Annotated in this window: 10 protein-coding genes; 7 read left to right on the top strand and 3 right to left on the bottom strand. The window is 64.8% G+C overall.

The genetic code is table 11. The features are described 5' to 3' along the window. Positions 1 to 246: 246 nt before the first annotated feature. On the top strand, positions 247 to 780 hold the full coding sequence (locus ACN0X9_RS14450; RefSeq protein WP_417488275.1) for an RT0821/Lpp0805 family surface protein: 534 nt from the start codon (positions 247 to 249) through the stop codon (positions 778 to 780). A 233-nt stretch (positions 781 to 1,013) separates the two neighbouring features. Here the strand turns inward: ACN0X9_RS14450 and ACN0X9_RS14445 are convergent, their stop codons facing one another. Then, positions 1,014 to 2,882, bottom strand: a complete 1,869-nt coding sequence (locus ACN0X9_RS14445) for a DUF3422 family protein (protein ID WP_417488274.1) — start codon at positions 2,880 to 2,882, stop codon at positions 1,014 to 1,016. Positions 2,883 to 3,031: 149 nt separating this feature from the next. Next, a complete protein-coding gene (ubiG, locus tag ACN0X9_RS14440) occupies positions 3,032 to 3,796 on the bottom strand; it encodes a bifunctional 2-polyprenyl-6-hydroxyphenol methylase/3-demethylubiquinol 3-O-methyltransferase UbiG (RefSeq protein ID WP_417488273.1) in 765 nt (254 codons plus the stop codon). 192 nt (positions 3,797 to 3,988) lie between these two features. On the opposite strand from ubiG, the gene ACN0X9_RS14435 reads away from it, so the two are divergent. From ACN0X9_RS14435 to ACN0X9_RS14410, 6 genes are all read left to right on the top strand, one after another. After that, on the top strand, positions 3,989 to 5,206 hold the full coding sequence (locus ACN0X9_RS14435) for an aspartate kinase (RefSeq protein ID WP_417488272.1): 1,218 nt from the start codon (positions 3,989 to 3,991) through the stop codon (positions 5,204 to 5,206). A 2-nt stretch (positions 5,207 to 5,208) separates the two neighbouring features. Then, on the top strand, positions 5,209 to 7,500 hold the full coding sequence (ptsP, locus tag ACN0X9_RS14430) for a phosphoenolpyruvate--protein phosphotransferase (RefSeq protein WP_417488271.1): 2,292 nt from the start codon (positions 5,209 to 5,211) through the stop codon (positions 7,498 to 7,500). Between the two features lie 76 nt (positions 7,501 to 7,576). Further along, positions 7,577 to 8,434, top strand: coding sequence for a helix-turn-helix domain-containing protein (locus ACN0X9_RS14425; protein ID WP_417488270.1), 858 nt, complete (start codon positions 7,577 to 7,579; stop codon positions 8,432 to 8,434). A gap of 135 nt (positions 8,435 to 8,569) precedes the next feature. After that, a complete protein-coding gene (gene ispG, locus ACN0X9_RS14420; protein ID WP_417488269.1) occupies positions 8,570 to 9,730 on the top strand; it encodes a flavodoxin-dependent (E)-4-hydroxy-3-methylbut-2-enyl-diphosphate synthase in 1,161 nt (386 codons plus the stop codon). 31 nt (positions 9,731 to 9,761) lie between these two features. Continuing rightward, complete coding sequence (locus tag ACN0X9_RS14415) at positions 9,762 to 10,121, top strand: arsenate reductase family protein (protein ID WP_417488268.1); 360 nt, start codon at positions 9,762 to 9,764, stop codon at positions 10,119 to 10,121. Then, a complete protein-coding gene (locus tag ACN0X9_RS14410) occupies positions 10,118 to 11,218 on the top strand; it encodes a threonine aldolase family protein (protein WP_417488267.1) in 1,101 nt (366 codons plus the stop codon). The genes ACN0X9_RS14415 and ACN0X9_RS14410 overlap by 4 nt, the downstream gene beginning before the upstream one ends. On the opposite strand, the gene ACN0X9_RS14405 is transcribed toward ACN0X9_RS14410, so the two are convergent. Then, positions 11,200 to 12,315: a PDZ domain-containing protein gene (locus ACN0X9_RS14405; protein ID WP_417488266.1), complete on the bottom strand. Its 1,116-nt coding sequence runs from the start codon at positions 12,313 to 12,315 to the stop codon at positions 11,200 to 11,202. The two genes, ACN0X9_RS14410 and ACN0X9_RS14405, sit on opposite strands and share 19 nt — an antisense overlap. Positions 12,316 to 12,349: the final 34 nt, after the last annotated feature.

Here is a 12,349-nt window from a genome sequence, read left to right as displayed (position 1 = left end):
GAGCCAGCCGGCTCCCGCCCCGGCGCCCAATCGGTCGGTCAGTTTCAGTCGGCTGGCGTCCAACGCGGCCGAGCACAGCTTTCCCTTGTGCATCGCGGCCCTGTTGATCCTGGGACTGATCCTCGCCGCCCGCGAAGTGACCCGGTCGCGCGGTCGCGCGGCCTGATCAATCTGCGTCGGCGTGGAAGAAAACCCCGCGCCGGCGCGTTGTCCTCATATCCACCGCCAATCTTGAAGGAGGATCCCATGTTGAACCTGAAACAGATTGCCACCCTGACCGCCATCGGTCTCGCCGCCTGTGCGGCACCAGCCGCCTCGGCCCAGTCGAGCTGGAGCTTTGGCTACAGCCAGGGCCAGAGCACCGGCCATGAGTATCACCGCAGCTATTACGAGCACGGTTATGACCGGCACGAGTTCCGCTATCGCCGTGATGCCTGTCAGCCGCGCCGTCGTGGCGGTCTGGGCCTTGGTGTCGGCCTCGGCGGAGCGCCGGTCCTGACGGCGCAGGTCGGTGGTCATTGGACCGAATGCGACCGGGGCCAGTTCACGCACGCCCAGTATGAAGCCTTTGACCATGACCGCACCGCCTACTGGCACAATCCCGACAGCGGACGCCGCGGTGTGGTGCGCCCGGAGCGGCATTATCGTCGCAATGGCCAGGCCTGCGCATCGGGCCATGCCGAGGTCTATGACCGGGATGGTGACTATCAGCGCTTCGAGTTCGAGAGCTGCCGCGACGGCTCAGGCCGCTGGCAGTTCGAGGGACGCAGCGGCCGCTAGGCCCTGATCCCCGGATCAAAACGGAAGGCGTCGGCTCTGTGGCCGGCGCCTTCTCTCGTTCAACTGTGATGGATCAGCCAGCCGGCTTCGCCGCTTTCGTGCGGGGCGCTGCGAGAGTTTGACCGGACTGTCGAAGCGGCAGTGCCAACGCCATCGAACGCAGCGCCAGTCTGGCGTTCCTCCTGGAGCTCGTCAGTGACGGCCTGTCTCGCGACAACCAGTGTCTCAAGGCTTCAGTCCGGAGGAACGTCCTGCGACACCGCGCAGCCGGTCGCGCATCGGTCGCTCTGGTCCGATGGGCCAAGGAAAACATTTGCCAGCCCGATAACCGTCAGCACGACCGCGGCGGCGGTCAGCCACAACGTGGCCTTTGCCGCGTTGGCACTTGCTTTTGTGGCACTCAGGCCCGCTTCGAGCTGGGCGATCTCGACAATCCGGTCCAGGCGACGGCGGAGCGATTCCGCGCGGGTGCCCAGCGCCTGTATATTGTCGAACATGCCGTACAGTTTGCGCGACATGAACATGTCATAGGGTTCCCAGCCTTCAATCCGGTGAATGTGAAGCGACGGAATAATGCGCTTGAAAGCCGAGGCGTATCGCTCCGATTGCGCGGCGCGCATCATCAATCCGCCAAAAATTGCGTCAGACGAGGTGGCAAGCGTCAGCTCGCGGTACAGCGCCTTGATGTCGCGGATTTCCAACGGGTCGTCAGTGCCAGCCTCGTCTTCAAGCTCGGACAGGCGTCGGTCAATCCAATCCAGATTCTGTTTGACGCCCGGAACCTTGTCGAGGCCGCGAAGGGCCATCAGCCGGTTATTGGCGAGATTGTGCAGACGCAGGACCAGCCGGTCCAGTCGTGCCGAGATGCCGTCCTGGGCCCGACCGGCATGCTCCTCGCAATAGAAGATGCAATACCGGCTGGTGACATGATTGAATTCCTCGCCGGTCCGGACCTGCGGCGATAACCCGGCTGTCGGCAGGGGCGGCGCAAGAGCGGAGGCATAGAGGGCGCGCCCGTTCAGCACCAGATTGGCGACCGTACGGCGCCTCGCCAGCGGGTCACGTGAATCCGGTTCCTTCGGTTCCCCGCCAGGCCAGTGCAGGGCGTGCCGCAAACCGTGATTGTCGCGCAGGCATCGACCGGCACTGACGCGATTCCACCGCCTTGGCGTGCTGGGGCGGTTGCGTTCATGCACATGGTGTTTGGGCGTATCGTCGCCGGTGATCCGCGGTTCGCCCTCGATGTCGGTCGGGATAAAGCGGTCGCGGTGTCCCCGCCATTCGAATTCATGGATGCCGGCCTCGTCAGCGCCATAGGTGTTGACCATCCAGATGCGCGGCAGGATCACGCCGCGGAAATTACCCAGGACCTTGCCCGGAATCCGGTGCAGCACGTCGTCCGGTGTGTCTTGCAGCGCTATCTGCCAGGCCTTGTCGTAGAGCTGGTCCCATTCTTTCGCAGTGCGTGCGCGGACTGCGACCAGGTCGTTTTCCTCTTCATTGGCGACAAGTGTGCGGCGGTAAAGGTCGCGGACGAGATCATCCACGGCCGGATTGGAATTGTTGAATGGCCGGCCGGACAGGGCGGCCGGTTCGGTCACTGCAGTGTCGTCGCTGTCATCACCGCGTGGCGGCTTGAGCGGGTGCCGGATTGGCAGAAAAAAGCAGTAGGAGACGTATTCCTGATGGTATTCACACCGGAATACGAGGTGGGGAGAGATCGCCGGGCCTTCCTTGGTAATGACATCGCGCGTGATGTAGGGCTGTGCCAGGCGGTCCCCGGCCAGCTTGCCGATTTCGATCACGCGGTCGTCCTCGCCTGTCACCGAGCAAATGAAGGCGTTGACCCTGTCGATTTCCGCCTGGCGTCGCGACATCGATGCCCGGCTGGCTTCCTGGGAACTCGCCGCCGCACGGCCATCCAATGACCGGTCAGAGTCAAAACGCTCTGTCAGTGAGGTTACGATATGCCAGGTCAGGAATGGCGGCTCGATCATTTCCGGATAGCGCCTGTGAGCCTCGGCGTGGAGCGCGCGAAACTCATTTGACAGTTCGAACTCCGGAAATGAGCTCTGACCGTTCGGTCCCTTGTCCCCCTGCATGCAAGCCCCCCACAAGAACGCAGTATCAATGCGATCAAAGATTGCAGGCTGCCAGCATGCCAAGTCAAGGCGTTGCCATCGAGTCTGGCATTGCTGGTGTCGGCGACAACCTCAAGGAGAGGGTGGCACCTGGCGGGTTTGGCCCGGCCTCAGACCGACGGTTTTTCCGCCACCATCATGTAGTTCACCGCGGTGTCCTCGCCGAGGGAGAACTGGTCGGTGATCGGGTTGTAGCTGACGCCGACCGGTGCGCGCAGGCTCATCCCGCCCTCGCGCAGGGCAGTACGGATCTGTGAGGGTTTGACCAGCTTGTGGAAGCGGTGCGTGCCGCGCGGCAGCCAGCCCATCACCCATTCGGCGCCGACAATGGCGAGGGCGAAGGCTTTCGAGGTCCGGTTGATGGTGGCGCAGATCATCAACCCGCCCGGCTTCACCAGGCTGGCGCAATCGACCAGGAAGGTGTGCGGGTTGGCGACGTGTTCCATGACTTCCAGATTGAGGACCACGTCAAAGGGTGCCTCGCCCTGCTCGATCAATTGTTCCGCGACGCCATGCCGATAGTCGATCTCCAGGCCCTGCTCATCAGCGTGGACACTGGCGGTCTTGATATTGGCTTCGGCCGCATCGACGCCGGTGACCTGTGCGCCCAGGCGGGCCATCGGTTCGCAGACCAGGCCGCCGCCACAGCCGATATCGAGGATGCGCAGGCCCTCGAACGGGCGCTCGCCGGACTGGCCGAAATGATCGCAGATCGTGTCGCGCATGAAACTCAGGCGGATCGGATTGAACTTGTGCAAGGGCTTGAACTTGCTGTCCGGGTCCCACCATTCGGCCGCAATGCGCGAGAATTTCTCGACTTCCTCCGGATCGATGGAGGGACGGTTCAGCGTGTGGGGCGCGGCGGCGCTGGTCATGAATTTCTCCTCGCGGGCGAAGCCGCGGCTGATTGCGTTCAGGCGTTGCACGCGGGACGCTTCGCGCTTACCTAACCGCCAGCGCGACGCCCCGCAACTGCCTCAATATGGCCCCAACGGTGCGTCTTATCGAGCCGGGTGCGACGTTATGGTCGCGGCAGGCTCACCGGGGAAGCGCGAGGGACAGGTTGCATGACGCGCGTCGTGGCGAAATTCGGTGGCACCTCGGTCGGGACGATCGAGCGGATCCGCCATTCGGCCGGTCTGGTCGCTGACGCCGCCCGGCGCGGCGAGATCATGACGGTCGTCGTCTCTGCCATGGCCGGTGAAACCGACCGTATCCTCAGCCTCGCCGATGCCTTTGGCAGCGGTCTGGGTGATCGGGAAACCGATGTCGCCCTGGCGGCTGGCGAGCAGGTCTCTTCGGCCCTGATGGCGCTGGCCCTGCGCGAGGCCGGTCTGCAAGCCCAATCATTTCTCGGCTGGCAATTGCCGGTCATCACCGATGGCCCGCCGGGCGCCTCCCGGATTGCCGGCCTGGATGTGGCCGTGCTCGAGGCCGCGATCGAGGCGGGCATCATCCCGGTCGTCGCCGGTTTCCAGGGCATCACCGAAACCGGCGAGGTACGGACGCTGGGGCGAGGGGGGACTGACCTGTCGGCCGCAGCCCTTGCGGCAGCGCTGGACGCGCGCTGTGACATCTACACCGATGTCGACGGCGTCTACACAACCGATCCGCGGATCGAGCCGGACGCCCGCCGTCTCGACACGATCAGCCATGACGAAATGCTGGAACTGGCCGCCCAGGGCGCCAAGGTATTGCAGACCCGCTCGGTGGAATTTGCCAAGGCGCGCGGCGTGCCGATGCGGGTGTTGTCCTCATTCCTCGAAGCGGGGACGAGCAGCGGAACCGACGTGGTGTCCGAGCAGGCCATTGCCGAGCGCCGTCTCGTGTCCGGCGTCGCCTATGCCCGCGACCAGGCCCGGATCGCCCTGCACGGCGCCTCCAATCGGTCGGACATGGCGGCGCGCTGTTTTGCCTGCCTGGCCGAGGCCGAGGTCGGGGTCGACATGATCGTCCAGGCCCATGCCCGCCAGCCCGGCTCCGTGACGCTGGAATTTTCCATCGCCCACCGCGATCTGGATCGCGCGCACGCGGTGCTGGAAGATGCCATGACAGGGGTGCGCATATCGACCGAGACCGGTCTGGCCAAGGTGTCCGTCGTCGGTGCGGGCCTGCGCCAGCGGGCCGATGTCGCCCGATCCCTGTTTGCGGTGCTGGGTGATCAGGATATTGGGGTGAAAGTGCTCGCCACTTCCGAGATCAAGATCTCGGCGCTGATCGAGAACGATGCCGTTGAACGCGCAGTGCGGGCCTTGCATGCGGCCTATGGTTTGGATCAGGTGTAGGCATGGATGACATGACGACAAAATCCGGCCGCGATCCGCGCAACCTGCTCAAACGCATGCGCCTGCTCATGGCGGTGCAGGAAAATGCCCAGGCGCGGCTCGATCACCTGACGGCGCTGATCGCCGAGGAAGCCGGCTGGGACGTCTGTTCGATCTATCTGGCCCGCCCGTCCAACGCGCTGGAATTGTGCGCGACCTACGGACTCAAGCGCGAAGCCGTCCACTCGGTCCGCTTGCGGCCGGGCGAGGGGCTGGTCGGCCTGGTCGCCCGCCGGGCCCGTCCGCTGGCGACCTCCAACGCCCGTTCACACGCCTCCTTCTCCTACAAGCCGGAGACCGGCGAAGAGCCGTTTGACACCTTTGTCGGCGTGCCGATCCTGCGTGGCGGTCGCATGGTCGGTGTGCTGACCGCGCAGACCTCGGTCGAGCGCCAGATAGCCGCCGATGAAATCGAGACGTTGCAGACCGTCGCCATGGTTCTGGCCGAGATCGTCGCCTCGGGCGACATCGTCGATTCTGCCGAGATGGCCGGTCTGGATGTGCGCCAGTCGCGGCCCGAGCGCTTCCAGGGCGGGGCGTATTCGGGCGGCGTCGCGCAGGGCGTCGCGGTGCTGTTCGAACCTCATGTCGAGTCGACCCGGCTGATTGCCGATGATCCGGCCAACGAGGAAGAGCGCCTGGAAATGGCGATCAAGTCACTACGCAGTGCGATCGACGAGATGCTGGAGGGCGGTCGCATCCCGTTCGGCGGACCGACCCGCGATGTGCTGCAGGCCTATCGCATGTTTGCCCATGACCGTGGCTGGATGGAACGGCTACGTGATGCGGTGCGGCGGGGCCTGACCGCGGAGGCCGCTGTTGAACGGGTGCGAAACGAGAACCGGGCCCGCCTGATGAAGGCGTCGGACCAGCTGTTCCGCGAACGCCTGCACGATCTTGAAGACCTGGCCAACCGCTTGCTGCGCCATCTGGACGGCAGCGGCGCGGCGCTGGAGCTGCCGGACAATGCCATCATCATCGCCCGCAATATCGGCCCGGCTGAGTTGCTGGAGTTTGACCGCGACAAGCTGAAGGGCATCGCGCTTGAGGAAGGCTCCGCCTCCTCGCACGCCGCCATCGTCGCCAAGGCGTTGGGCATTCCTCTGGTCGGTCGACTGGAAGGCGCGCTGGACCGGGCGGAAAACGGCGACCCGGTCATCCTCGATGGCGAGTTCGGCGTCCTGCACATCCGCCCCGAGCCGGATGTCGTGAAGACCTATGAGGTCCGTGTCACGGCCCTGTCCGAGCGGCGCCTTGCCTATGCCGAGCTGCGCGGCCCGTCGGTCACGGCCGATGGCCAGCGCATTGGCCTGCACATGAATGCCGGCCTGTTGATCGAACTGACCGCGCTCGAGGAAACCGGCGCCGACGGGGTCGGGCTGTTCCGGACCGAATTCCAGTTCATGGTGGCCGAAACCCTGCCGCGCCTGTCGGCACAGGCCGCGGTCTACAAGTCCGTCCTCGATGCAGCCGGCGAGAAGCCGGTCATCTTCCGCACGCTGGATCTGGGCGGTGACAAGGTGGCGCCCTTTGCGCCGTCGACCGTGGAGCCCAATCCGGCCTTGGGGTGGCGGGCGATCCGCATGGGCCTCGACCGGCCCGGCCTGCTGCGCTACCAGCTCCGCGCCCTGATCCTGGCCGCTGCGGGACGGCCCTTGAACGTGATGTTCCCTATGATCGCCGCGCCCTGGGAGGCCCGGGCCGCGCGCGAGATGCTGGACCGCGAGCTGGGTCATGCCCGCCAGGCCGGTCATGAAATGCCGTCTGCTGTCCGCTGCGGCATTATGCTGGAAACGCCCGGCATGGCCTGGGCGCTGCAACACGCCATCGACACGGTTGATTTCGTGTCGGTCGGTGCCAATGACTTGATGCAGTATTTCTACGCCGCCGACCGCCAGAACACGCGTGTCTCGGAACGATACGATGTTCTCGCCCCCGCCGCCCTCGATCTTCTCAAACATGTTCGCGACCTGTGCGCGAAGCACGACACGCCGATCTCGGTTTGTGGCGAAATTGCCGCCAAGCCGCTGGAGGCCGCCGTGCTGATCGGGCTTGGTTATCAAAGCCTTTCCATGGCCTCGGGAAATATCGGACCGATCAAGAAACTGGTGTCCGGACTCGACGCCGGAAAACTTGGCACCTGGCTTGCGAGCCATCTTCAACAGCCCGTGGACAGTTTGCGCCCGCTCCTCATCGAAGCAGGAGAAAAGGCCGGATTGCCTCGCGAGGCCATTGATAATGGACGAGCAATTTGATCTTATAGGAATGCGTTAAGGGTTTTTCCCGAACGCGCTTTGAGTGACGATCGCTCCGGCAAGGATGAGCGGCGGTATGGTGATGGTGAGTCAGACGCCCAGTACGGACTTCGTGCCCGTTGATGCCGTCTATTCGGACGACGGGATCGGCTATGTACACCTGTCATCCGGCGAACGTCTCCGCGAAGCCCGCCAGAAACTCAATCTCTCGATCGAACAGGCCGCCGAACGCACCCGGGTCCGTGCCGACTATCTCGAAGCACTCGAAACCATGGATCCGCGCGGCCTGCCCGCTCGCGCCTATACCATCGGTTATCTGCGCACCTATGCCGGTTTCCTGAGCCTTGATGCCGCCGGCATGGTCGACCAGTTCAAGCGCGAGGTCGACACCGAGACCGGTCGGGCCCAGCCGACAGCCGCCGCGAAGACCCGCGAGCCGATCAAGCTGCCGCGTGGTGCTTTTGGCGCCCTGTTGATCCTCGCTGCCGTTGCCGGCGCGGCCTGGTGGTATTCGGAGCAATTTTCCGGTGGCACAGGCCTGACCAACATGCCGTCTCCGCCCGATGCGGCGCCCGACTGGGCCCGTGCGGACTTCCAGACCGGACGGGTCGCCGTCAGTGTTGATGATATCTGGTCCGGCCTGCCGCTGGGCGAGGCCGCGACGGCGTCCGGCCAGGTGGTCATGCGGGCGGTTCTGCCGACCTGGCTGGAAGTACGCGACTCCTCCGGTCGCATTCTTTTCGCCCGGGAACTGGCGGTCGGTGAGGTTTACCGGGCGCTGGAGCCGGGCCTGACGGTGTCCGCCGCCAATGCCGGCGCCATCGAAATCGAGCGCAATGGACAGGCGGTCGGCCTGCTCGGAGACGCTGGCATGCCGGTCGAGGACTATCCGGTGATGGCGCAAGCCGACACGGTCGATCCGTCGCCGCAATAGCACCGGACAGCTCGCTGCAGCAAAACACCGCAGTCTTTTGCCGAACTCCCGGTCGCACACACGACACATTGACGCTATATCGAGCCGGTAAAGCGGCTTGTCCCTGTGTGGCAGGTCGGTGAAGGGAGAGTGTCGATGTCGCAATCCAGCCCCGATCCGCGCAGCGTCCGCCCCTGGCGGATGATTGACCGTCGCAAGAGCCGCAAGATCAGGGTCGGCCCGCTCGAGGTCGGCGGTGATGCGCCGATCAGCGTGCAGACCATGACCAACACGCCGACGTCTGACGCCGGCGCCACGATCGACCAGATCCGGCGCTGCGAGGAGGCCGGCGTCGACCTGGTGCGGGTGTCCTGCCCGGACGAGGATTCGACCGCAGCCTTCAAGACGATTGCCAAGGCGGCCAAGGTGCCGCTGATCGCCGATATCCATTTCCACTACAAGCGCGGCATCGAGGCGGCCGAGGCCGGCGCCGCCTGCCTGCGTATCAATCCGGGCAATATCGGCTCGATGGATCGGGTCCGCGATGTCGTCCAGGCCGCCCGCGATCATGGCTGTGCGATCCGGATCGGGGTCAATGCCGGCTCGCTCGAGCGTCATCTGCTCGAGAAATATGGCGAGCCCTGTCCCGAGGCGATGGTCGAGAGCGCGCTGGACCATGCCCGCATTCTCGATGATCTCGATTTCCGCGATTACAAGATTTCGGTGAAAGCCTCCGACCCGTTCCTGACCGTGGCCGCCTATCAGGCCCTGTCGGAAGCCACCGATGCACCACTCCACCTGGGCGTGACCGAGGCTGGTGGAACGCGGATCGGCACGGTGAAGTCCTCGATCGGAATCGGCTCGATGCTGTGGGCCGGGATCGGTGACACGATCCGGGTCTCGCTGTCAGCCGAGCCGGAAGAAGAGGTCCGGGTCGGCTTCGATATCCTCAAATCGCTGGGGCTGCGAACCCGCGGCGTCAATATCATCGCCTGCCCGTCCTGCGCCCGTCAGGGCTTTGACGTGATCCGCACCGTTGAGACGCTGGAAGCCCGTCTGGCCCATATTTCCGAACCGATCTCGCTGTCGATCATCGGTTGCGTGGTCAATGGGCCGGGCGAAGCCTTGATGACGGATCTGGGTTTCACAGGCGGCGGCGCCGGGCGCGGCAAGATGTATGTGTCCGGGCGTCCGGACCACAATGTCTCCAACGAGGAGATGGTCGACCATATTGTCGAGATGGTGGAGGCCCGGGCTGCCGAGATACGAGCTTCGGAGTTGCCCCCGGAGGGTGACTCGGTCGAAGCTGCGGAATAGGCGTGTTGCGCTGCAAAAGCAGGAGTTTGATGTGACGGGACTGACGGTTTACGGCCTGAAAAGCTGCGACAGCTGCAAGAAGGCCGTTTCGGCACTCGCTGCGGCAGGGCTGACCCACGCATTTGTCGATATCCGAGAGGAAGCGGACCGGGTCGTCAAGGTTCCGGACTGGCTCGATGCGGTCGGTGCCAAGGCGCTGGTCAACACCCGCTCGACGACCTGGCGCAACATGGCCGAGGAAGACCGCGAGATCGCCGCGGATGATCCGGCCGGTGTCCTGATCGCCAATCCGACGCTGATCAAGCGCCCGGTTATCGAGGCCGGATCGACGATTCTGGTGGGCTGGTCGCCGGACAGTCTGGACGCCTTGCTGGCGGACGCGACGGAATGAGCCAGGATGCGAGATCCCGCTGCGATCTCGATCTGACCTTTCCCTTCCATCATGAAACCCGTCCGGACGATCGGTTGGAGCGGGTGGCGGCCTGGATGCGCGAGCAGGGTCTGGGATCTGAAGCTTATCTGACAGGCGCCTCGGTCGAACGGCTTGAGTCCAGGATGGCAGAGCTGCTGGGCAAGCCTGCGGCGGTCTGGTTTCCCACCGGCACCATGGCCCAGGGCGTCGCGGCCCGGTTGCACTGCCAGGCCAGCGGCGACAAGCGTCTGGCCCTGCACCCGACCTCACATCTGGTCCTGCACGAGGAAGAGGCCCATGTGCATCTGCACGGGCTGGAAACGCTTGTCATGAGTGAGTGGGCGCGCACCGTCGAGGCGGCCGACCTGCCTGAGGCAGCAGGCTGTGCCTTCATCGAGTTGCCACAGCGCCACAATGGTGGCGCCCTGCCTTGTTGGGATGAGCTGGCGGCCATCAAGGCGGGCGCAGCGAGGCGCGGAATTCCGCTGCACATGGACGGGGCGCGTATCTGGGGGCTGCCCGAGGCCTGGCCCGGCCATGACTGGCCCGAAATCTGTGATGGTTTCGCCTCGGTCTATGTGTCTTTCTACAAGGATCTGGGAGCCTCGGGCGGGGCTGTCCTGGCTGGTGAAAAGGACTTCATTGACGAGGCACGCCTGTGGCTGGCGAGGTTGGGCGGGCGTCTGGTCTCGGCCTGGCCTATGGTGCCCGATGCCCTGTACGCGCTGGAACACCGTCTGCCGCTGCTGCCCCGATTTGTCGAGCGGGCGCGCCGGATCGCGGCCGACGTCGGGACCTGTCCCGGTCTCACCATCACGCCCGATCCGCCGCAGGTGAACATGATGCATGTCCGGCTGGACTGTGATGTGGCGACAGCCGAGGCGGCGCGTGACGCGGCGGCCGAGGCGACCGGGGTCTGGCTGGGCAACCGCTTCTGGCATTTCGACGCCGATCCGGTGCCGGCGCTGGAAATCGCGATCGGTGAACGCGCGCTGGCGGCTGACCCGGCCCGGATCGTCGCGGCCATTCGCGCGATGTCAGCCTTCCTGCAAGGCGATCAGTCGACCAGCGGGTAGAGGTCGAGTGTCATCTGCAAGGTCTCGCCGTCGCGGATCAGACTCAGGTCCAGCGTTGCCGGCGCTTCACCCTCCATCTCACAACTGCGGGTGCGCATCTGCGTGCCGTTGAAATGAGTGATGAAATCGCCGTTTTCGACGCCTGCGTCGAAGGCTGGCGAGTCGGCGATCACGGTGGCCACACGCATGCCGTCACCCTCGGGGACCAGGACCATGCCGTGTGTGACCATGGGTTCGAAGGTGATGGGCGTCGCCGGGTCATTGCGTTCAACGCGCACCCGGTCGTTTCGCTGATCGAAGGTCCAGCTGAAATGGCGCATCGCCTGGCCGCCCAGGATTTCCGTCTCCGGTGTTGACTGGATGATTGGTTGTTCCAGTTCATGGCTACCAATCCAGAGACTGTCGCTCAGCCGCGCCGACGAGCGTCGTTCGACCTCCGAGAAGCGGACCGCGGCACCGGTGGCGCGCGGCGGCAGGACGGTGTCATAGCGTTCGATATCCCGCAGGATGATCGGGCTCAGCGCCGCGCCGCTGTCGATCAGAAGGCGCCGGGTGCCACGGGGAAAGCGGACCCGCAACCAGGGTCGGGTGTCCGGTCCCCGGGATGAAAACACCGTCTCGTCATCGGCGCGTGGCAGCTCGCCGGACACAATCCGCATCTCGCTGCGCGCATAATCGAGGGTCAGCAGCACGTCCGAAAACGCGTCGAACTCCAGAATGCCATCGATCTCGCGGCCCAGGGCGATGGACAGGTGATCGAGATCGCGGACCCGGGCCCGCAGGCCGGTCAGCCTCAGATCGCCAATGGTCGAGACGCCGAAATTGGCCCGGACCCCACTGTTCAAACGTTGCCCGGAAACCCGCTCCACACTGTCCGGGTCGACATAGCTGGCCGAAGCGCCGGTATCGTAGAGGAACCAGAGTGTCCGTTCGTCGGCGGTCTCGCCTTCGCGGACTTCCAGGGTCACGGGCACGAAGAAATAGCCGCGACACATCTGCGAGGGCAGCGCGACCGGCTCGGCAATCTGGGCGCCAGCCGCTGCCAGCGGCTTGCCCAGCGCGAGCAGCGCGACTATCAGGATTGTGATCCGTTTCATCCTTGCCTCCGGCTATTCTGATTGCAGGATAGGG

Source organism: Maricaulis sp. (genome assembly GCF_048268525.1).
Lineage (GTDB): Bacteria > Pseudomonadota > Alphaproteobacteria > Caulobacterales > Maricaulaceae > Maricaulis.
This window is presented reverse-complemented; position numbering and strand designations above follow the sequence as displayed.